Here is a 21,852-nt window from a genome sequence, read left to right as displayed (position 1 = left end):
TAGACGATTCCCCGCTTTTAACAATTGGATAGGCTTGGGCATCAGAAGTGGACGCTTAGATATAAACAACCCAAAGCGTATAGTCACTTTGAGTTGTTGTGAATCTTGTTATTTTAAGTGTGACTTAAGAATCTTGAATTCACCACCCTGAAGATCGATAAAGTCCTCATCACTGTGTCCAAAGAACGCGACTTCGGCATAATGAGTTATTCTTCGGAGTTTCACTTCATCCATATAATAGACTTCCGAGCGGGAGTTACGGTAATACTTGTAGGGCAACAAGCCATGGTTTAATAAACAATCGTCATTAAGGGCGTAACCAATGGGGAGACTTTCAATCAAGCTATCCGGCAGCTCAAGTACATTGGCCATATTGAACCGCAAGCGGTGAAATACGGCTTCTGAGGCAAAGGGGTAGCGTATCATGTCCTTGATCCAGTAAATGGTATATCCTGAGCCTTTAGCTAGAAACTGCTTGGGACTCGAATCAAGATCTACGGATGCACCGATTGATTTTCCTGTTGGATATTGGCGCAGCTCATAATCCAGTACGGGTATGACGTCATGGAAATTGTATCTATATAATGAGAATGCTTCAAGGTTTTGGATAGGACGTTTAGTTCCATTTTCCAGTAAGAACACTTTGTGTGAACGTGCGCCTTTTATCAGAATCCCGTTAGGGAACCGATATAGGGAAGAACGCGCACGGTTGGCAGAGGTTTGATAGGATTGCCGGATAGCATTCATGATCGGGATCAGTCGAGTTCTAAAGGCTTCGATACCAAAGGACTTCATTGCAAGCTTTCGGTTGAGCACTCCTCTAGCTATGCGTTTAGGCTTATCATCAATCAGCTTTTGGGCAATTCTTGCCAGACCGGCTACATCACCGGGCTCTACAGACCATTCCAAATTATTCGTCGGAGTGACTTGCTCCAACAGACCGCCGGAGCGATAGCATAGGACAGGCTTCTCGAAGAGCATCCCTTCCAATGCAATCAAACCAAAGCCTTCGGGGACAAGGCTTGGAACGACTACAATATCGAGCGCAGGATAAACTGAACCGATATGCTTCGTAAATGGAAAATGGTGGAACTGGGACGAGTATCCGTGTTGCTGAATACGGGCAACCATACGATGAAATACGTCGTCTTGTTCAAATGGATTGCCTATAAATGAAAAATGAACGTTGGGATTGACTGGGCAAAGCAAAAGAGCCATTTCGGTAAAGTCTTGAACTCCTTTCTGCGTTACCAGATCGGTGGCTATAATGCCTATATTCACATGCTCATCATCGGTAATACCCAGAATCGACCGCCCCGTGCTCCTTTCTATATTCCACCGAGAGGGGATAACGTCCTCTTTATAGAACGAGGGATATAATACATGCTTTGGTATATGAATTCCTTTAAAAGGTAAAAGTGTTGTACGTGAACACCCGATCAACAAATCGGCATGTTGTGCAATTTCTTCCGCTGCTGCGTACCCGTAGGGTGTGAGCGGAATAACCTCGTTAACAATCCAGCCAACCGGAATATGCATTTCCTTGGCCGCTAAGGCGGGGGCAAGATTGATACATGTATTCGTAATAACGAAATCCGGTTCACATAAATGCATTAAATCGATAAGGGGAGCGATGTCATACAAATGCTTGAACAAGGAGATGTCCTCTTTTACATTGCTTTCCGGCTTGTACAGTGACCAGAGCAGTGGAATAGGCAAGATTTCAACTTTGATTCCGGATTCGGCAGCAAAATCCGCGAGCACGCCTGCGGAAGGTACCACGAGAGTACAAGCATAAACTTTCCTAAGCTCCTTTAGAAGGAATAAAAGGAATTTTTCAGCCCCCGTGATACGATTCGCTGAGCATATATGCGAAAATGCCATTAGTTTTAATGGATGCGAGTCCATCACCTCAGCTCCTTCAATCTAATTGACACACAGTTATTCAGTGAAGCCATGCTCGTACTCGACGCCAATTTTAATAAGAGAGTCGAGAAGAGGGGAACTGATGAAGCCGGCACCTCCGGTAACAACGGCTTTTATGCATTGTCTCTTCTTAGTGTCCATTGGGTTGCTTATATCGATAATTATTGTACGTTCGCAGTCTGGGAGCTGTGTGGATTGTTGTCATGTGTTGAATGCAGCTGGATACAAAAAAGAGGTCGGAGTGGCTGAAAGAGTGAATTTTCTTTGCTGCTTAATGAAAAAAAAGAGTGTCCTGTTCTTCAAACAAGAGGCACCCTATTGACCGGTTCTTATTCATTTAGCGTCATGAAAAATAATGCCGAGACTGTATCTTGTCCCCGATGTGACGGTGCTTACTCCATGCCGAAGCGTCGTTCTATAGAAGCCGCGTGCTCCTCGAACAGGACGATGATGGGTCGGGAAAATAATACCTTCACCTTGCTCCAGCGTCAGCACGATGCCTCGGCTTTGTGCTCGCGGCCGCTGCTCTACAAGCATAAATTCGCCGCCTGTGTAAGCTTCCTCTCTTTGATTGAGAGAGAAAACAACCTGAAAAGGAAAATATACAGCTCCGTACAAGTCCTGGTGAAGACAATTAAAGCCGCCAGTCTCATATTTCAGAATGAGTGGAGTAGATCGGGATTGTCCTTCTCGGTGGCATTTCTCCAAAAATTTCGCTAGTTTCTCCGGATAAACAGGAGGATCGCCTAACTGCTCTAGCCAACGATTGGCGGTTTGGGCAAGCGGTGAGTATAAGCTTTCACGCAGCTGCTGAAGCAAATGAGGGAGTGGAGCATTATAATATTTGTACTGCCCTTGCCCAAAACGATATCTTGCCATATCAATGGTGCTGCGAAAGTGTGCCTCATCCTCGTATGTTTCGATGAGCTTAAGACACTCGGTCTTAGTTAACAAGGAGGGTAGTTTGGCATAGCCGTTATCGTCCAGAGATTGCTGCACTACACTCCAGTCCAGACCGGCTAATCGCTCATCGAGTAGTTGCTGCACGAAGTATTCCTCCTTCCGGGCGTCTGACATCATCCTCTAGCTGTAGGAGTTTCTCCTTCATAGCTATACCGCCGCGATAGCCCGTTAACGCTCCATTTTTGCCAATGACACGATGGCAAGGGACAGCAATTAATACCGGATTGGCGCCTATTGCCGCACCGACTGCGCGGACAGCGGCCGGCTTTTTAATCTGCTCGGCAATGTCTGAGTAAGATTGAGTTTGCCCGTAGGGAATGCTGCAAAGCGCGTTCCACACTGCTAGTTGAAAAGGCGTTCCTTGATAATCGAATGGCCCGGTAAAGCTGGTGCGTGACCCCTGGAAATACTCGACGAGCTCTTCGGCATAAGGTCGCAGTTTTTCATCATCTCTAATCCAAGTACAGGCTGGGAAGCGGGCTTTTGCCCAATCGGTTAGTTCTGTAAAGGGTTGATTGCGGGAACCGACATAACAAAGACCGTTCGAGCTTGCTGCGATGTGTACATTCCAATCCTCGTATTGTAATAAAGTCCAATAGAGTAGACCTGTCGTTGAATTTTTCATCTTCATTCACCTCTACGAACAGTATAACCTCACGAATGAGCGTTTGTACGCATTTCGGAATGGAATAGCAAGATATCGAAAGGCTTCTAAGGGCAACAAAGCGGGATAAGCAGTTCAGCTTTCATCTTTCTGGTATAAAGTGCCTATATTATATAGTCCTATGGATGCCGATAAAGTATGAATATGAATAAATTGTAAAACCATCATTCCAGAAGAGAAAGTAGTTGAACAGCATCGTGATTAAGCTTGGAGCAGAACGATTAAAGCAAATTCAGTTTATCGGAATAACCGAAGGGGATCTGCAGCTGTTGCAAAGTAAGCAAAATGAATTCGGCTCTATTGTAAATGAGCTTGTTGATGAATTATATCGCCAATTGACAGCTGAGCAGGAGCTTCTTCAGATCATACAGCAGCATAGTACATTAGAGCGCTTGAAGGAAACACAGCGTTGGTATTTTATGTCCATGACCTCGGGAGTCATCGATGAAGCATTTATCGAGGCTCGACTTCATATCGGAAAAGTACATTCTCGGATCGGATTAACTTCGAATTGGTACTTAGGAACTTATATGCTGTACTTGGAAATTGCTGCGTCAAAACTTGAACAAATGCTGCCGCATGAATGGAAGCCTGTTATTCATGCGTTAGCCAAAATGTTTAATCTGGATTCCCAATTAGTATTGGAAGCCTATGAGACCGACGAAAAGGCCAAAATAGAATGCTTACTGGAGCAGCAAAATCAGCTGCTTACAGGGGTCACCTCAGCAGTTCAAGAGCTGGCATCCTTGATGGTGCAGCTGAGTGAAAGCAGTGAATCCGTGGCTGCTTCTGCAAGTAAAACAGCGGAGTTTCAGGAACAGACTCACCAAAATGTAGTCTATTTAGCCCAAGAGGTAGAATCCGTTCATCATGTCGGTACAATCATCAAGGAAGTGGCGGATCAGACCCATCTCTTGGGGCTGAATGCAGCGATTGAGGCAGCTAGAGCAGGTGAGCATGGAAGAGGCTTCGAGGTTGTAGCTAACGAAGTCCGTAAGCTAGCTCATAGCACCAAAGAATCATTGGGAACGATAGATGAAAAGTTGAGAAATATTAATACGACCCTTGAGCGAGTGCAAAAGGATTCAGGTCAAACATCCGTTCATTCAAAGCATCAGGTGGATAATTCCAAAGAATTAGCTTCCTTCGTTAAAATGATTGAGAAGGTTACTGTTGAATTAGAAGAGTTAGGCAGATCTACCGAAGCGAACTAAATAAGAAAAGAACAAAGACCGTCCGGGGATGTGATAAGCCGGACGGTCTTTGTTTTGCCGATAGTTGGAGGACAAAGAAACAATATGAGGTCTAGCTTGTCGGAAAATGAATTTGATATATTTTCTTCGGCCTGCCTCGTAATTTTTCCTGTTTTTTGTAGGCGAAATGGGCAATGCCCTTTTCCTCGAGCTGATTGAGAATCCGATTAGCGCTTCGGATCGTGATCCCAAGGTGAAAGGCGATTTCCTCTGAAGTCAGCTCGCTGCTCTCCGTCTTGGAGATGACAGCCATAATTTTTTGAATTTGAAGCGACGAAATGTCCAGCATTTCGCTTAGCCGTTGGATTTGTGGATTTACCTCGTTCAAGTAGGCTAAATTCGATTCTTCGCCTAACGGACCTAAGACTTGCCCGTTCATTTGAATGACGAAAGTGCCGCGAACAGGGCTGGACTCTGATTGCTGATTGGCGAGCTGCGCGTTCATACGTGCTTTATACATCGTATCGCCTGTTCCCCAGCCTAGATTCACCTCGAAAGGAACGTGCTGGTTCAGGAATGTCATCAGCTTGCAGCGGGTGAAATTGTCTGTGATGATTTTCAGATCTTTTGATGAGCTAATGACTTCAAAGCTGACGTTCGTTTTTTGAATAATGAGAGGAATCTTCTCCACCATAGTAAATTCCAGCAGGCTCTTATGAAGAAGCATTGTTTTTAGTTCCAGATCATTCATGGTCGAAGGCTTATCGTTCAGCTTATGAATGGACACATATCCGATAGCGATCTGATTATCTGCCAGCTTGATCATTTCGATCTCGGTAATTATAAGCTCGAACTGCTGAATGATCGACTTATGGGATGGTACCAAGTAAATATGGGGGACGCCCTGCTGCTCAAGCTTGGGCACAATGTTACCGACACGGGTAATTGAGAAATCGATCTTGTTTTCTCTCCAGAGTCCGATATGGTAATCCGACAGTTCCTGATAGATTTGGTCTGTGATGACGGTATACGGATAGGTTTGCGGAAAATGCTCAGCATCCAATATCGGCTTGAGCCCCAAATAATCGTTATGGCTCATAATAAAATCGATGCAGACGCGGGAGAAATCAATCTCCTTATGCTCCACGCTCAGCTGAAAGAGGCATTTATAGAAGTCCTCTTCGCTGATTCTATAAATATAAGTGGGAACAGGGAAGGACCCCTGTAGTCTTTCTTCTAAATAAAGGTAACCTAATTCGGTGATAATAATTCCATCTACATGAGCGAAATGCCGGTTGTAATGTTCGTAGGTGTCGCTCAACTGCGAATAAGTCAAAATTGTCAACTCACATCGTTCTTGTAACGATTGTTGCACTGCTTGCATCCGCGGCAAAAACTGGTGTGCAATGATGACAGCTAATCGAATCAAATGGGCGAGCCTCCCTTACTCTATGAATAAATATGATAGTTGGTTGCAGTAGATTCGCAGCTTTTTGAACTATGCTTACCTATTTTCGACAGCGTGGTTCCTCTTTATATCCATTATAGCGAAAAAGATCCTGTAAAGAAAACATTGTAAACCTGAAATTACGATGTAACAAAAGATTACATGCATATTGCATTATTTTAAATTGTATATTATATTAAATTTAAAGAAATGTCCAAAAGATGACCAAAAATAAAAAATCTCGAAGGAGGACGAACTTTAACCACTGCTTCACACTTCAAAGAAAACGCTATCAGGGAGGCACACTATGGAAAACAATTCAGCTATCGGCAACCGCAAGTATTTAATTCTCGGTCTCTTATGCTTTACGTGGATCATCAATTACTTTGACAAAATTGCTATTAATGTGGCTGCGATTCCTATTTCCAAGCAGTTTGGGTTAAATGAATCTCAAGTCGGATTAATCCTCAGCAGCTTTTTCCTTAGTTATGCGATTGTTCAGCCTATCGGTGGTTGGTTGTCGGATAAGTTCGGATCAAGAAAAGTCATTCTTGTATCAGCGTTGATGTGGTCCCTTTTCACAATCATGACAGGATGGGCTTGGTCGTTCACGGCACTTTTGGTCATTCGTTTTCTGTTCGGAATCGGGGAAGGAAGCTATCCTTCTGCAAGTACGGTAGCGGTAGCTGAGACATTCCCGCATAAACAGCGGGCAAGAGCCAAGTCGGTTTTGACCTCGGCTACAACAATAGGCGGGATGCTGGGCTCCTTGATTTCGGCCTTCCTCATTACCAAGCTGGGCTGGGAGAACATGTTCGTGGTTCTTGGGGTTGTAGGGCTTGCGGTATGCGTAATCTTATTCTTCTTCTTGAAGCCGCCAGCTCAGGAGAAGAAGACAGCAGCTCAGGCTGTAAAAGTAAAGGTCCCTTTCAAAAAGCTGCTGACGAAGCCGCTGATCTGGCAGATGATGCTAATGTATTTCGGTTCCAGTATCGTCACTTGGGGAATGAACTCTTGGATGCCGACTTACTTGGTTAAGGTGCGTCATCTGAGCATGGTTTCTATGGGCGCGCTGTCTTCGATTCCCGCTTTAGTTGCCTTTGTCGGTGTGCTTGTGCTGGGCTGGCTGTTGGATAAGAAGTTTTTGGCTGGCCGTGAGAAGTATGTCATTATGATCGGTGCACTCATTTCGTGTTTATGTATTTATATGATGTTCCAAGCACCGTCGGTATCTTTTGTTGTTTTCTATCAATGTTTGGCTGCTTTAGGTTCTCTGTGTGTTATTACGCCAGCACTAACGATGCCTTTGAAGTATTTGCCTAAAGAAATCGTAGGCTCTGCAACCGGTATCGTCTATTTCGGAGGCCAAGTAGCGGGTATTATTGCACCTTCGCTTATGGGATATATGATCCAAATTAACAACGGCTCCTTTACCGCAGCATTCTGGGTCATGATTGTCGCAATGATCGTTCCTTTTATTACAGGAATAACCTTACGTACCAAAGCCTTGTCCACGGAATCCGAGAATCGTACAGAAGAGCAAATGGGTGCTTCCATAGGAACGAAGGAAGAAGCAGCTCCGGAATTCGTAAGATAAGAGCCGAGTGAGATTTAATACCAATTCAGTTTTGAATAGACACAGCCTAGATAAACATAGGAGGGATTAGGATGAGAGGTAATGAACAACTAGCCGCTATTATTGAAAGTAAAAGAGATTTTTTCATTCAAATCAGCGATAAAATATGGGAATATGCGGAAACCCGTTTTGAAGAAAAGCAATCGGCTGAGCTTTTGTGTCAAGCGCTGGAAAAGGAAGGATTTAAGGTTGAACGCGGCGCCGCGGGGATCGAAACCGCTTTCATAGGCAGCTTTGGTACCGGAAAGCCGGTTGTAGCGATTTTGGGCGAGTTTGATGCGTTATCAGGCTTGAGTCAAAATAGAGGCGTTGCAGCGCACAATCCGATTCAAGAAGGCGGTAACGGCCACGGCTGTGGTCATAACTTGCTCGGAACGGGATCGCTGGCTGCAGCAGTCGCTCTAAAGCAGTATATGGAAGAGCACCAGCTTCCGGGAACCGTACGGTATTACGGCTGTCCTGGGGAAGAAGGAGGCTCCGGCAAAACGTTCATGGCAAGAGAAGGCGTATTCGATGATACGGACTTTGCGCTTTGCTGGCATCCGGCTCCTGTGAACGGCATTATGCCGGGCAGCTCGCTTGCAAATTATCAGGTGTATTTCAAATTTAAAGGCCGCAGTTCTCATGCCGCTGCAAGTCCTCACTTGGGAAGAAGCGCGTTAGATGCTGTAGAGCTGATGAATGTCGGCGTCAATTACTTAAGAGAGCATATTATCCAAGAAGCCAGAATTCATTATGCGATAACGAATTCTGGAGGAACTTCACCGAACGTTGTACAGGCTAACGCGGAAGTGCTTTACTTGATCCGCGCGCCGAAGACGCCGCAGGTGGAAGAAATATATCAGCGCGTCTGTGATATTGCCCGCGGAGCGGCCTTGATGACGGGTACCCAAGTGGAAATTGTGTTCGATAAAGCTTGTTCGAATTTGATCGGCAATTCAGTCCTTGAGGAAGTAATGCATAAGCAGTTCACCAAGCTGGGCGTACCGGTATTCGATGAATCCGAGAAGGAGCTTGCAAGAGCGATTCGAGAGACGTTAACTGATGAGGATAAAAAAATGTTCCGCCGCATGAAGGGACTAGAGAATAAGGATTTGGCAGATTTCCTATTGCCTTACTCTAAGGCGGGACTTTCCGTCGGATCCGGTTCAACTGATGTCGGTGATGTAAGCTGGATCGTGCCGACGGTTCAATGTATAACCGCATGTATGGCCATCGGAACTCCGTTCCATACTTGGCAGCTGGTAGCTCAAGGTGGAACTTCCTTAGGCCATAAAGGCATGCTCCATGCTGGGAAAGTCATTGCAGCTACTGCGCTCGAGGTTATGCAGAACCCAGAGCTTCTGGAAGCTGCTAAGGCTGAACTGAATCAATATTTGGATGAAGAACCGTATGTGTGTCCAATCCCGGCAGATGTAAAACCTTCGGCAATAAAATAAGGAACACGAGCTGAACTTATAACTTTTTTATTCCTACTATATAGCGAAACACCATGCAGTGAAGATTTCACGCATGGTGTTTTTTTTTGCAGCATATGAACGAAGCATACAACAAGTGAAGAGCTACTTCTTCTCGGCGAATTTTTGATTTATTTTCTCATCTGCCTGCCTTAAAGCCGTGTTGACGTCAATGTTGTTGATTATCATGTCCGTAAAGGCATCATTCACGATATTAATGGCATCCTGTCGGATCGCATTGTTCAATCCGGATGCTCTTGCAGGTTCAATAGGTGCATAGGTGTTGAAGTAAGCCGCTTCAAGGTTTTTCCCTTTTAGCTCTGGAGCATCGGTACCAAAGGCTTTGCGAATTTCAGGCTTATTCACAGGAGTGAGTAATCCCTTCTTGGAATTCTCCATCATTCTTTCGTCGTTCATTAAATACATGATGACTTCAAAGGCATCGTCTTTATGCTTGCTGGTTGGGGTGATTCCCCAGAAGGTAGGGCTGCTCTGCTGTCCGACTTTTGGCTTGTCTTTAAATGTAGGCATCGAAACGACATCCCAATTTAGATTAGGAGGGAAATTGACTTGACGGCCATACCCGGATATAAGAGTTGCGACATTTAATTGTTTTTCAAATTGCTCGACTTCTGGTGTGATGGATCTTGTGTTAGTGGGGCGGTTATTTCCGGGAATTTTATAAATTTTATCTAGGGTGAGCAGCAGCTGCTTCCATTGGTCAGTGTTAACATTTGCTTTATCCTCGGTCGGACTTAGTGGCGAAATGGACAGCTGATTTTCCCTGAGCACCGTACTATAGAAGCTGCTCATTCCCCGATATGCGGTTCCATCCACGGTTTTTGTCATGTTACGAGCTAATTCATAGGCATCGTCCCAAGTCATTCCGTCCTTAGGGTAAGGAACGCCAAATTTATCGAAAATGTCTTTGTTATAGTAGAGGACGGATTGGCTGATTTCTTTGGGAATGCCAAAGATGCCTTTGCCGCCGGTATAATATTTCAATGTTTCTAAAGCCTGAGGATAGTAGCGGTTCATATCGTAATTGTATTTTTTGATAAGATCGGTTAAGTCATAATCGAGGCCTAGCTGCTGGATGGTGTTGGCGAAGGAAGAATGGACGAACCAAGTAATATCCGGAGCTGTTCCAGCTGAGACCAGGTCGTTCAAGTTAGTTCCAGTGCCTCTTTCAATATATTTGGGAGTAATGTAAGGAAACTTCTTGCGTATCGGGTCACCGATTTCTTTATTAAATGTTTCTTGGCTCATTCCCAGGTGGGTTGCGAATACTAATTCTATCGGCTCCTTTTTTGATTCAGTACCAGGACTTGATGTGGGTTGGGCGCTATTGCTGCTGCACGCAGACAGGGCTATGACAGCAGTTAGAGATAACATGGAAACCATTTTTACTTTACGCATACAATAACCTCGCTTTTGTTTGTATTAGTAATGTCAAACGAAAAATGATAGCGTTATCATTTGGTTGTCGCGTATCCCTCCTTACCCTTGCTCCCCCTAAATTAGCTTGCAGTCAGAAATGGTTTTTTAATGTTTCTAGAAACTTTCTAAACCAGATTATACCACTACATTGTAATTTGTAAATCGTTTCCGGGAAAGTTTCTGTGTGTTGACAATGATTTGGGCATTCGCTACGATGGGATAAATATCAGAAACGTTACAGATCGTTTCCTAAGGGGATTTACATGGCTAACTTACAAGACATTGCAACCAAAGCGGGAGTGTCCAAGGTCACTGTTTCCAAGGTCATTAACAATTACGAGTCCGTTTCTACAGCGACACGGGAGAAAGTGCATAGAGCGCTTCGGGAAATGAACGTTCTTGCCAGCGATTTGAAACGGTCCAAAGACAGCTCTATGATGATCGGAATGCTGATGCCTTTAGGAGATATGACCGGCAATCGATTTAGTATGGGGATATTGGCTGGTGCAGAAGAGAAGGCATTGGAAAAGGATTATTTTATATTGATAGGCAATACGGTTAGTATGGAAAGAGAAATGAAGGTTACCGCTAAAATGCTTCAGCGGGATGTGGATGGGCTCATCTTGTTAAGCGTTAGCGGCGAGCTGGACGGCAGGCATTTGGAAGAATTAATTAATAAAAGAGTCCCTGTAGTATTGGTAGACCAGACATTTAAGGATTTTCCGGCTCATGTTGTTCGCGGAGATAATTTTGCAGCGGCTATTAAACTCATCGATCATCTGGTGGAGCTTGGACATTGCCGTATTGCCTGCATCACGTTGAATCCGGTTCGCTCTACTCATGCTGATAGGGTCAAAGGATATAGAATAGGCCTGATGAATTCAGAGATTAAAGGACAAGACTTGTATTATAAAATTGTAGGCAACGGAGTTAATTCGTATGAAGCAACCCGAAGCTTATTGTCTATGGATTCTCCTCCAACTGCATTGTTCGTTGCCCAACCTTCGATGCTTATGAATGTATTTAAAGCGGTTCAGGATCAAGGCCTTAGAGTACCTGAAGACATCAGTATTGTTGCATTTGATGAACAATACGCGATTCTTCCAGAGGAATATCGAGGCTTCTTCACTTCTATTAATCAATCAGCCAAACTAATTGGTAGTATAGCGATTGAAATTTTGTGCCAGCAAATGAATGATACATCATTAGAGTATCAAGAAATTATATTACCGGGAGTAATGAACGTTAGAAATTCAACGGGGCCAGCACCATCAGTGTGAATCTTAGTCATAATACCGTGCGAGAAGCACGGTTTTTTGTGTGGAAAAAAAGGCTGAATTAAGACAGAAAGTTTCCGGAAATGATTCAATCTAAGGAAAAATATGGTATAGTAAAGTTGGAATAAAAGGAGGGAGGGGCACTAATAGAATATTTGATTGAATGTTTGTGGTACCGCTTTCAATGCTAGAAACGTTAGGAATGCATCTGAATGTCTAGGTAGAACAAAATGATTTCATACTGGAAAGGTGATGATTTTGTGTACACTGTCCGGAAGCCGCTACATATCGGTATCATTCTATTTCTTGTCCTTGCGCTAATGCTTCCTGTCCAAGGGTTCGTTCCGCTTACAGTTGCGGCGAGCGAGCTGAATTATGCTTTGAATAAACCAGTACCGGGCAAGAGCTCAGATACTTCAGCCGGTCGGGCAACCTCTGCTGTTGATGGGAATGCCAGCACGTATTGGCAGCCTCTGGCAAGCGACCGCGGAGACGATCTCAATGTATGGATGACGGTGGATTTGACGGCACAGCAGACTTTCAGCAGAACCGTGTTGGATTTTGCAGGTACTCATGGCATTGTGAATGGTTATACCATCTTGTACTCAGATAACAACAGCAGCTGGACAGAAGCGTATGCCCGGTCCAAATCGACCGGTGCTATACAGGCTAAGGAGATGGCCGCCTTTAATTCGGTAACAGCACGCTATGTTAGAGTTTCGATAAATTTGACACAAAATTCGCTCTTCAAGCTCGGTGAGTTCGAAGTGATGGGAGAAGGAGGCTCTGGCTCTCAGCCCGCTTTGAAAAGAATTTACATTTCGGATGAAGCCGGCCAGGAATACACTGAAAATACAACTATTAAGCTTAATGTGAATGATCAAGCATCGTTGAAGCTTCATGGAGTGTTGGTAACAGGTGAAGACGCCGATTTATCTGAGTCAGATTTTGCATTCTCCTTGCAAAGCTCGAAGCCTGACGTTGTATCGTTGGATTCATCAGGCAAGGTGATTGCCTTAAAAGCAGGTGTAAGCCAAATTACCGGAACGATCATCCAAAGCAATATCACGATGACTTCGGTCATTTGGATTGATGTCAGTGATCCGGCACAACTCATAGCCGACCTCCAAATTACCCATCCGAGCATGGCTATTCAGATCGGGCAGCCTGCGTTAGTGAAGCCTGGAGACTCCTATCCGACTCTTCAGGTTAAGCCGTACGTGGAAGGTGTATTAAACGGAGAACTGGTAGACGGTTCACAAAACAAAGTGTATCAGCTGCCTGAGACACCATTAACACCGGGACAAGCACTTCAGCTGCAAATCCCAGGTGCTGTATCCTCAATAGGAGAGCATCAGCTTCGTCTGACGGTGACCCCTCCAGGCAAATCGCCGGTTTATGATACGTTTTATTTCTTCTCGGCAGATGCTAATACGATCCCTACAGGTCAAAGCAAGCTTGCATTTATAGGCACGGACGGTAAATTAGTATATACGCCAGACTTTAAAGGTAATAAATTGATCGACTATTCCAACTCCGGGTACATGGGCGGAGGTGTCCAGCTACCTGATGTGCCAGTCAGAGTGACCTTGACCCCTTCCGATGAAGGCGATGACACAGCACGTATTCAAGCCGCTATCGATGAGGTCTCTCAGCTAACGCCATCTCCAGAAGGATATCGGGGTGCAGTACTACTCTCTAAAGGAACTTACCGAGTAGGAAGCAAGCTGTATATCCGTGCGGGAGGTGTTGTCCTGCGGGGAGAAGGCCAGGATACGAATGGCACTATTCTGTATGGTACGGGTACCGAGAAACGTAATTTATTGGAGATTGGCGGTGCAAGCGGTCCGGTTATAAGCTCAACCGTCAAAACAAGCATCACAGATCTCTATGTGCCGTTAGGGGCACGCAGCTTCCGTGTAGCCGATCCGAGCCTGTTCAAGGCGGGAGATACGGTTATGGTACGCCGAAAAGGAAATGATCGCTGGATTCACGAGCTGTTGATGGACCAGATTACGGACAGGCCGGGGACAACGGACAGTACACAGCAGTGGGGACCGTTTGATCTTAATTTCGATAGAATCATTACGAAAGTGGACGGTAATATCATTACGGTAGATGCACCCTTAGCTAACTCGATTGAGTTAAGATGGGGCGGCGGAGAGCTCCTTGCTTATGATGATTCTGCACGGATCCAGCAGGTCGGCATTGAAAACCTGCGTGTCGATGTTAATTTTGATCCGTCCATCGTCAAATCCGACGGTGGGGTCAATTATTATGCGGATGACAATCATCCTGAAACGTTCATTGCTTTCAAAAGCGTAAAAAATGCGTGGGTTCGAGATATTACGGCTCTTCACCTAGGCTATGCTATGGTTTACACCGGAAGAGATACCAAGTGGACGACAACTCAAGACAGCACCGTTCTCGAAATGGCGAGTACGCTGGATGGAGGACGCAGATATCCTATGTTCTATGAAGGACAGCTGGGATTGACGCAGAGGGTTAATGTCGATACAGCCAGACATTCCTATATCGTGGGAAGCCGTGTGCCAGGACCGAATGTGTTTCTTGACGGCGTAGCAACAACGCAGTTCGCTACAAGCGAGCCGCATCACCGTTGGTCTGTCGGGGGCTTGTTCGATAATATCGATGCAAATATTGCGATTCAGGACCGCGGATGGCTCGGAAGCGGACATGGTTGGGCTGGAGCGAATTGGGTTGCATGGAATACCAAGGGCGGTCTTGCGCTGCAAAATCCTCCGACTGCACAAAACTATGCGATAGGCTTCACCGGAAAAGTAAATAAGCCCTATTTGCCGAATAAAGACGATCTGAGACCGCGGGAGGGCGGTTATTGGGAAAGTCTCGGTACCAACGTTTATCCGCGCAGCTTGTATTTACAGCAGCTGGAGGATCGAAGCGGAAGTGACGCTGTAAGCAGCATTCAAAAGAGCAGCTACGGGGAGCCGGCGCTTACTAGTCTGATTCTTAGCGACGGAATTCTTAACCCGGCCTTTACGCCGGAGCAAACGAATTATAGTTCTAGTGTGACTTATAATGTATATCAGGTTACCGTTACTCCGGAGGCTCTTGATACCGGTTCAAAGGTTTGGGTTAACGGAACAGAGATTGCAAGCGGACAGACGACTTCTGGAATCGGACTAAACTACGGTGCTAATACGGTTCAGGTTGCCGTTTATTCACCGAGCCTTAATGCTTCCAAAACGTACATGGTAACGGTGAATCGAGAGCAGCCTCAGCTGCAATCCGTTGCCATTAAGCCGAAATATATTTTTATCAGGTCCGGTGAAACGCAGGCAACCGAGCTGCAAGGTACTTATGAGGATGGAGCTACTAAAGCTATCGTATCCGGTGCATCGTTCCAATCGTCTAAACCTGCTGTAGCCCAAATTAGCACAAGTGGTACTGTGTCTGGAGTAGGTCCCGGCGTGACGACGATAACCGCGCAGTACGAGGGACAGAGCGCTAGCGCCAAAGTGATAGTGTATGGCAGACCCGTGCAGCTAGTCGGACTCGACCTGGATTCCGAACGGTACAACCTTAAGGCCGGAGATACGCATCAAACGGTCGTGCAGGCAGTATATTCAGATCGAAGCCAGAAGAGAGTGACGACGGGTGTAACCTACCGCTCATCTAATCCAACCGTAGCCCAAGTGGATGCGAACGGACTTGTTAAGGGAATCAAGGCTGGTAAAGCGGATATCATTGTGGAATACGGCGGGGAGCAGGAGAAAGCTAAAGTGACCGTATTTGGGAAGGATGATGGAAAACCGGAGAAAGTGACGGAGATTGAGCTTGATGACAGCTCTTACATTTTGAAGGTAGGGCAGACTCACACTACTACCGTCTATGCCAAATATTCCGACCGCAGCAAGAAGAAGGTGTCCGAAGGCGTAACTTATCGTTCACTGAACCCGTCAATCGTTCAAGTAGATGCTAAAGGTATCGTTAAAGCATTGAAGGCAGGTAAAGCTGAAGTCATCGTAGAATATGGCGGCAAGCAGACGAAAGCTAAGATTACAGTCATTCCTTCAAGCGGACATTGGTTTGATCGTGACGAGGATTAGCACTTAGTGTCACTTAGCCATGAGTGAATAAATGCTTATATTAAAAAGAATGGTTGAGCAGTGTTTTATGACTGCTCGACCATTCTTTATTTATTGACTGTGGTTTATTTCAAAAGATCATTAATAGCAGTATCGGTCTTCAAAGCTCGAATAATAAGTGTCAATGCCTCAGCACGAGTAGCTGTATTCTCAGGAGCAAAATGATCTTTGCTCACGCCTTGAATGATGCCGGCGTTTGCCGCTTCCTTAATGGTATCCTTTGCCCAGTAATCGCTGTTTACGTCAGCAAATGATGGCTCCGCGCCTTTCTTGCTCAAATCTTTGAGTTTAAGAATCCGAGAGATCATCGTCAGCATTTCAGCTCGTGTAATTTCACTGCCTGGTTGGAATGTCAGGTCTTCATAACCATTGACGATATTATTGGAAGCTAGTATCTCGATATACGATTTGGCCCAGTGATCTTGCTCGACATCACGGAATGATGCGCTGTTAAAGGCTGCAGTCAAGTTAAAAGCTCTGACTATCATCGCACTGAATTCAGCACGTGTAACGGAAGCATTCGGCTTGAAGCTTCCATCTTGGTAGCCTTCAATGATGTGCAGTCGTGCTGCGATGCCAATATCGCTAGCAGCCCAATGGGAAGTCGTATCAGTAAAGGTGACTTTAGCTGCCTTGTTAGCTTCTAGTAATTGTTTGATATTGGAAATTAAACCATCAATATTGGTTACTACTGAAGATACGAAAGGATTATGCCTAGGCTCTTCTGTAGTTGGTGCAGGTGTCGGGTTCGTTGACGGACTCGTTGTGCTGCTTGTTCCGCCCCCAGATGTCGTCGAACGCGATCTGACCGTAAGGCTTAATTGCGCCGTATGTTCTCCGTAAGTGGCCGTTGCTATCGTGGTTCCCGGTTGAATACCAGTTACCACACCCTTATGAATGGATACAATATCAGGTTGACTAAAGGTCCAGATCAGATCATTCGTTACAACTAAATTCCTGGCATCTGAGTAAGCAGCTGTGGCTTCTGTGGTTGCTGAGCCTCCAGCAACAATAAACAGTGAATCTGGCGTCAATGTCAAACCCGTCATAACCGGAGTAACAGTGATATTCAACTGTGCTGTGTATTCGCCATAGGTTGCCGTAGCTACCGTTGTACCCGCATGAATACCGGCTACTATCCCATTACGAACCGATGCGATACCAGGATTGCTGAAAGTCCAAACCAGATCATTCGTTACAATGAATGTGCTTGCATCCGAGTACGTTGCCGTTGCTACCGTCGTGGCTGAAGCTCCTTCAGGTACGGTGAGAGACGATGGAGTCACTCTCAGCCCAGTCATATACGGCAAGCTTACAGCTACAGGAGTAACGGTGATATTCAATTGTGCGGATTGTCCGCCGTAGGTTGCCGTAGCTACCGTTGTACCTGCATGAATACCGGAAACTATACCATTATCGATGGACGCGATGTTGGAACGACTAAAAGTCCAGACCAGCTCATTCGTTACGTCGTAGGTGCTAGCATTCGAATACGTTGCCGTCGCCACTGTCGTAGCCGAAGCTCTCTCTAGTATGGAGAGTGACGATGGCGTCAATGTCAAGCCAGTCATAACTGGAGTCACAGTGATACTCAACTGTGCTGAGAAATCTCCGTAGGTTGCCGTAGCTACCGTTGTACCTGCATGAATACCGGAAACCACACCATTATGGATGGACGCAATGTTGGAATGACTAAAAGTCCAGGCAAGCTCATTTGTAACGTCGAATGAACTGTCATCCGAATACGTTGCTGTAGCTACCGTCGCAGCCGAAGCACCTTCTGCTATGGAGAGTGACGATGGCGTTAACGACAAGCCAGTCATCGTAATCACCGGCAATGTAGCGTCATAGGTAAAGCTGGAGGTGCCTGATATCGAGGAACCATTGCTATTAATAGACTCTACACGCCAATAGTAGGTGGTGCTATCCGTTAATCCCGTGGTCTGCCAGGAGGTGGTTGCGGGATCCGGTATGGAAATGGTTGTCATCGCATTTCCTCCGCCATTAAGAAACAGCGCATTATTGGAAATATAAAGCTTGTACGAGTCTGGCTGTGCTGCTTCGTTCGAGGGGCTCCACGTTAACACGGGCATACCGGGTCCAGCTACACTTCCAGCTGTTGGTGAAGAAAGAACCGGAGGAGCGGGAATCGTGTTGTCCGCTACGTAGAAGTTCTCGTACGCTGCCGCGCTATTCATGGTGTAATTGGAAATGGTGTCATCTACCTTCGTAAAACGAATGGCTTTTTTCTCGCTGATTGCATTTGCGGTGCGATAGGAATACTTAATCCCTGAAGCGGGATTCATATTATTTTGAATGCCTATTGTAGCATTACTACCGGTTGATAGGTTCCCGCCAAACACGCTCCGGTATTGGATTTGGATATCATTGCTTCCTTCATATAAATAGACCTGAAAAGTTCCCATAGGTGTCGTGCTGTTGAAAAAATACATATTCGTCCATTGAACGATCAGCACACGGTTAGGTGCCGTTCCGACTGTTTTGTAATAAATCGACGGTTGAAAAGGAGCATTTTGCCCCAGTACAGGTCTTGTGTCGGTTGGAGGAGCCATAACCAGATCGTCCCAAAAAGCCGCAATAAAGTTGCGATTCATTTTATTGGAGAGATTTGTGGTAGGGTTCGTTGGTATCGGCTGAGAAGTAGAATAATAACCAACCGCATTGGATGATAGATCATTGGTTGCGCTATGAGGCGCTGTAAATGTTAAAAAGCCGTTGGTGTGTACATAAGCTTGCGAGTATGTATTGTCATAAAACTTAAAATCAAAGCCAATGGGTATAGTCTGGAATTCATCGTCATATCCAATTCCAGTATTGGTTCCGATTTCAGTCGTTTCCGCGGCTTTTGCCGAGAGGTTGACTGCAAAGAATAGAACAAAAAAACAAAATGACATTAAAAACATGCTTTTTAAAGCTGAGTTAACCCTTACCATTGAAATTCTCCCTTTGTAGTTTTAAATTTATGAGTAAAAAGTCCTATATAATCTTATTGCTTCTCGTTTTAATAATGCTAAACCTAAAAACAATTAGGCATATAGAACTAGCGAAGTATTATAATTAGACAACAAAAGACAAATTCCTTCAAGTAAAAAATATTTTTTTAAAAGGTTTCAAAATAAAATAAATGAGAGGAAACCATTTGAGAATTCTTAACAAAAAATGTTCAAATTCTGCCTCTGACTTTGTGATATTAATCACATGTAAGTTAGAGGCTTCGATCTATACTAACATCGTATAGAAGGGAGGAATTCAATTGGATACATTGGATTTGAGCAGGTGGCAATTTGGTATAACAACGGTTTATCATTTTTTCTTCGTACCCTTGTCGATCGGGCTTGCCTATCTCATTGCAGTGATGCAAACGATGTATGTGGTCAAGAAAGATGATGCGTACAAAATAATGGCTAAATTCTGGGGGAAATTGTTTCTACTGAACTTTGCTGTAGGGGTCGTTACAGGGATTATGCAGGAATTTCAGTTCGGGATGAACTGGTCAGACTATTCCCGATTTGTAGGTGCGGTCTTCGGGGGGCCGTTAGCTATCGAAGCGCTGGTTTCCTTTTTCCTGGAATCAACCTTCTTAGGAATATGGATTTTCGGGTGGGATCGTCTACCCAAAAAGGTGCATTTGGCATCGATCTGGCTGGTGGCGATTGGAACGACACTGTCTGCTCTTTGGATATTGAGTGCGAATTCCTTCATGCAGGAGCCGGTAGGATATGCTATCCGCAATGGCCGCGCTGAAATGACGAGTATTTTCGCGATATTAGGGAACAAACAGCTATGGGTGGAGTTCCCGCACGTTATTTATGGAGCGCTCTCGACTGGAGCCTTGTTTGTAACGGGTATCAGCGCTTATAAAATCGTTCGTAAGCAACAGCCGCAGTTGTTCAAAACTTCGTTCACGATCGGTATTACGATTGCACTCGCAGCAAGCTTTATGACTGCTGTGGCAGGGCATGAGCAAGCACAGCACTTGATGAAATCGCAGCCGATGAAAATGGCCGCTTCCGAAGCGTTGTGGAATACGACAGGAGATAGCGCTCCATGGACGGTGTTTGCTTGGATTGATGTGCAAAAGCAGCAAAACCATGCGCAGATTGAAGTGCCTTATGCGTTAAGCATTCTGTCCTATAACAAGCTGCATGGCAGTGTGCCGGGAATGAATGAATTGCAATCCGAGTATGAAGCGAAATATGGTCCGGGCAACTATATTCCTCCGGTCAAAACAACCTTTTGGAGCTTCCGAATCATGGTGCTCGCCGGTGTCTTGATGATCCTGCTGAGCTTATTCGGCACATATGCCGTCTGGCGCAATAAATTGGAGAAATTTCAGCGTTATTTGAAATGGATGATCCTCGCGATCAGTTTGCCCTACATAGCCAATTCGGCTGGGTGGATTATGACGGAGGTCGGCCGACAGCCTTGGCTTGTGTTTGGCTTGCAGAAAACGGAAGCAGGTGTGTCCCCTACGGTTTCGCCTGCTATGGTAGCGACATCGCTCATCGGCTTTACCGTCGTCTATGGACTTCTCGCAGCCGCTTTAATCTATCTCATCATCGTATTCGTTAAAAAAGGCGCTGTCGATGAAGAACATGAGCCTGAGGATAGGAAATCCAGTCAACCAAACACGGCCACTCCCTTGTGAGAATTTAGGGGTTAATATACGAAAGCGAGGCGAATGATTATGCTGGAAACCCTATGGTTTATTCTTATCACGGTGCTGTTCGTCGGATTTTTCTTTCTGGAAGGATTCGACTTCGGTGTAGGTATGCTGACTCCGTTTCTTGGGCGTACCGATACGGAGCGCCGTGTACTTATCAACACCATCGGGCCTGTTTGGGACGGAAATGAAGTATGGCTTATCACGGCTGGAGGAGCGATGTTTGCAGCCTTTCCGGAATGGTACGCTACCTTGTTCAGCGGCTTTTATATGGCGCTCTTCCTTATGCTTCTCGCGTTAATAGGTCGAGGGGTATCATTTGAATTTCGCAGCAAGCTGCCGAATCCGAAGTGGCGCAAGTTTTGGGATGGCGTCATATTTACAGGAAGCTTGCTCCCGCCACTGCTATGGGGAGTAGCGCTGGCGAACTTAATGAAAGGCGTCCCTATTGACGCTAACAAAAATTATGTAGGATCTTTCTGGGATCTGATTTCCGTGTACTCGGTTACGGCAGGAATTAGCATCGTGCTGCTCTTTCTTCTGCATGGAGCGCTCTATCTTTCGCTCAAAACCGAAGGGGAGCTTCGGGAGCGTGCCAGGAAAGCGGCCAACCGGTTCGGGGCGTGGGCAAGTATCGTACTTCTGTTATTCGTATTCCTTAGCTATTTCCAGACCGATATGTTTACCCGTGATGGTATCATCCCAGGCATGGTTCCGCTGACGGCGGGATTCACACTATTGTCCGTGCATTTCTTCCTTAAAGCGCAGCGTGATGGCTGGGCGTTCATTATGACCGGTTTGACGATAGTGTTATCTACTGTCACTGTCTTCATGTCTTTGTTCCCGAGGGTTATGATTTCGTCTTTGAATCCGGAGTGGACGCTGACTATCTATAATAGCGCATCGAATGACTATACTCTGAAGGTTATGACCGTGATTGCTCTCACTACGGTCCCGATTGTCATCGCATATCAGGCGTGGACGTATTGGGTATTCCGCAAACGGGTGAGCATCAAGGATCATTTGGACTATTGA

At 45.5% G+C, this 21,852-nt stretch carries 13 protein-coding genes; 7 read left to right on the top strand and 6 right to left on the bottom strand.

All coding sequences use genetic code 11. The features are described from left to right. Positions 1-108: 108 nt before the first annotated feature. From BP97_RS0133205 to BP97_RS38350, 3 genes are all read right to left on the bottom strand, one after another. Positions 109-1,908, bottom strand: coding sequence for a glycosyltransferase family 4 protein (locus BP97_RS0133205; RefSeq protein WP_028552925.1), 1,800 nt, complete (start codon positions 1,906-1,908; stop codon positions 109-111). Positions 1,909-2,259: 351 nt separating this feature from the next. Continuing rightward, complete coding sequence (locus tag BP97_RS0133195; protein WP_051621173.1) at positions 2,260-3,003, bottom strand: 2OG-Fe(II) oxygenase; 744 nt, start codon at positions 3,001-3,003, stop codon at positions 2,260-2,262. Then, positions 2,954-3,514: a methylated-DNA--[protein]-cysteine S-methyltransferase gene (locus tag BP97_RS38350; RefSeq protein ID WP_036746995.1), complete on the bottom strand. Its 561-nt coding sequence runs from the start codon at positions 3,512-3,514 to the stop codon at positions 2,954-2,956. Before BP97_RS38350 ends, BP97_RS0133195 begins: the two co-directional genes overlap by 50 nt. A 224-nt stretch (positions 3,515-3,738) precedes the next feature. Here BP97_RS38350 and BP97_RS41535 point away from each other — a divergent pair, with 224 nt between their 5' ends. Next, positions 3,739-4,767 carry a globin-coupled sensor protein gene (locus BP97_RS41535; protein ID WP_269321941.1) on the top strand — a complete coding sequence of 343 codons (1,029 nt, stop codon included), beginning with the start codon at positions 3,739-3,741 and terminating at the stop codon, positions 4,765-4,767. 91 nt (positions 4,768-4,858) lie between these two features. Here BP97_RS41535 and BP97_RS0133180 read toward each other — a convergent pair whose 3' ends face one another. Beyond that, a complete protein-coding gene (locus BP97_RS0133180) occupies positions 4,859-6,175 on the bottom strand; it encodes a MerR family transcriptional regulator (RefSeq protein ID WP_028552921.1) in 1,317 nt (438 codons plus the stop codon). A 325-nt stretch (positions 6,176-6,500) separates the two neighbouring features. On the opposite strand from BP97_RS0133180, the gene BP97_RS38345 reads away from it, so the two are divergent. Continuing rightward, a complete protein-coding gene (locus BP97_RS38345; RefSeq protein ID WP_051621170.1) occupies positions 6,501-7,790 on the top strand; it encodes an MFS transporter in 1,290 nt (429 codons plus the stop codon). Between the two features lie 71 nt (positions 7,791-7,861). Next, positions 7,862-9,268: a M20 family metallopeptidase gene (locus tag BP97_RS0133170; protein ID WP_028552920.1), complete on the top strand. Its 1,407-nt coding sequence runs from the start codon at positions 7,862-7,864 to the stop codon at positions 9,266-9,268. Positions 9,269-9,391: 123 nt separating this feature from the next. Here the strand turns inward: BP97_RS0133170 and BP97_RS0133165 are convergent, their stop codons facing one another. Next, a complete protein-coding gene (locus tag BP97_RS0133165; protein WP_081824487.1) occupies positions 9,392-10,705 on the bottom strand; it encodes an ABC transporter substrate-binding protein in 1,314 nt (437 codons plus the stop codon). 284 nt (positions 10,706-10,989) lie between these two features. Between BP97_RS0133165 and BP97_RS0133160 the strand changes: the two genes are divergently transcribed. Both BP97_RS0133160 and BP97_RS39300 read left to right on the top strand, forming a co-directional pair. Then, positions 10,990-12,006, top strand: a complete 1,017-nt coding sequence (locus tag BP97_RS0133160) for a LacI family DNA-binding transcriptional regulator (protein ID WP_028552918.1) — start codon at positions 10,990-10,992, stop codon at positions 12,004-12,006. A 227-nt stretch (positions 12,007-12,233) separates the two neighbouring features. Next, positions 12,234-16,094, top strand: coding sequence for an Ig-like domain-containing protein (locus tag BP97_RS39300; protein ID WP_051621168.1), 3,861 nt, complete (start codon positions 12,234-12,236; stop codon positions 16,092-16,094). Between the two features lie 104 nt (positions 16,095-16,198). On the opposite strand, the gene BP97_RS0133150 is transcribed toward BP97_RS39300, so the two are convergent. After that, complete coding sequence (locus tag BP97_RS0133150; RefSeq protein ID WP_197035583.1) at positions 16,199-19,048, bottom strand: S-layer homology domain-containing protein; 2,850 nt, start codon at positions 19,046-19,048, stop codon at positions 16,199-16,201. A 359-nt stretch (positions 19,049-19,407) separates the two neighbouring features. Between BP97_RS0133150 and BP97_RS0133145 the strand changes: the two genes are divergently transcribed. Both BP97_RS0133145 and cydB read left to right on the top strand, forming a co-directional pair. Next, positions 19,408-20,802: a cytochrome ubiquinol oxidase subunit I gene (locus BP97_RS0133145; RefSeq protein WP_028552916.1), complete on the top strand. Its 1,395-nt coding sequence runs from the start codon at positions 19,408-19,410 to the stop codon at positions 20,800-20,802. Between the two features lie 33 nt (positions 20,803-20,835). Further along, positions 20,836-21,852 carry a cytochrome d ubiquinol oxidase subunit II gene (gene cydB / locus BP97_RS0133140; RefSeq protein ID WP_197035582.1) on the top strand — a complete coding sequence of 339 codons (1,017 nt, stop codon included), beginning with the start codon at positions 20,836-20,838 and terminating at the stop codon, positions 21,850-21,852.

The organism is Paenibacillus sp. UNC451MF, assembly GCF_000686845.1.
Lineage (GTDB): Bacteria > Bacillota > Bacilli > Paenibacillales > NBRC-103111 > Paenibacillus_S.
The sequence above is the reverse complement of the archived record's forward strand: the minus strand, read 5'-3'. Positions and strand labels throughout refer to the sequence as shown.

Bases quoted from the DNA above. Each gene is read 5' to 3' on its own strand.
- BP97_RS0133205 (WP_028552925.1), bottom strand. From the start codon at position 1,908: ATGGACTCGCATCCATTAAAACTAATGGCATTTTCGCATATATGCTCA.
- BP97_RS0133195 (WP_051621173.1), bottom strand. From the start codon at position 3,003: ATGTCAGACGCCCGGAAGGAGGAATACTTCGTGCAGCAACTACTCGAT.
- BP97_RS38350 (WP_036746995.1), bottom strand. From the start codon at position 3,514: ATGAAAAATTCAACGACAGGTCTACTCTATTGGACTTTATTACAATAC.
- BP97_RS38345 (WP_051621170.1), top strand. From the start codon at position 6,501: ATGGAAAACAATTCAGCTATCGGCAACCGCAAGTATTTAATTCTCGGT.
- BP97_RS0133170 (WP_028552920.1), top strand. From the start codon at position 7,862: ATGAGAGGTAATGAACAACTAGCCGCTATTATTGAAAGTAAAAGAGAT.
- BP97_RS0133165 (WP_081824487.1), bottom strand. From the start codon at position 10,705: ATGCGTAAAGTAAAAATGGTTTCCATGTTATCTCTAACTGCTGTCATA.
- BP97_RS0133160 (WP_028552918.1), top strand. From the start codon at position 10,990: ATGGCTAACTTACAAGACATTGCAACCAAAGCGGGAGTGTCCAAGGTC.
- BP97_RS39300 (WP_051621168.1), top strand. From the start codon at position 12,234: ATGATTTCATACTGGAAAGGTGATGATTTTGTGTACACTGTCCGGAAG.
- BP97_RS0133150 (WP_197035583.1), bottom strand. From the start codon at position 19,048: ATGTCATTTTGTTTTTTTGTTCTATTCTTTGCAGTCAACCTCTCGGCA.
- cydB (WP_197035582.1), top strand. From the start codon at position 20,836: ATGATTATGCTGGAAACCCTATGGTTTATTCTTATCACGGTGCTGTTC.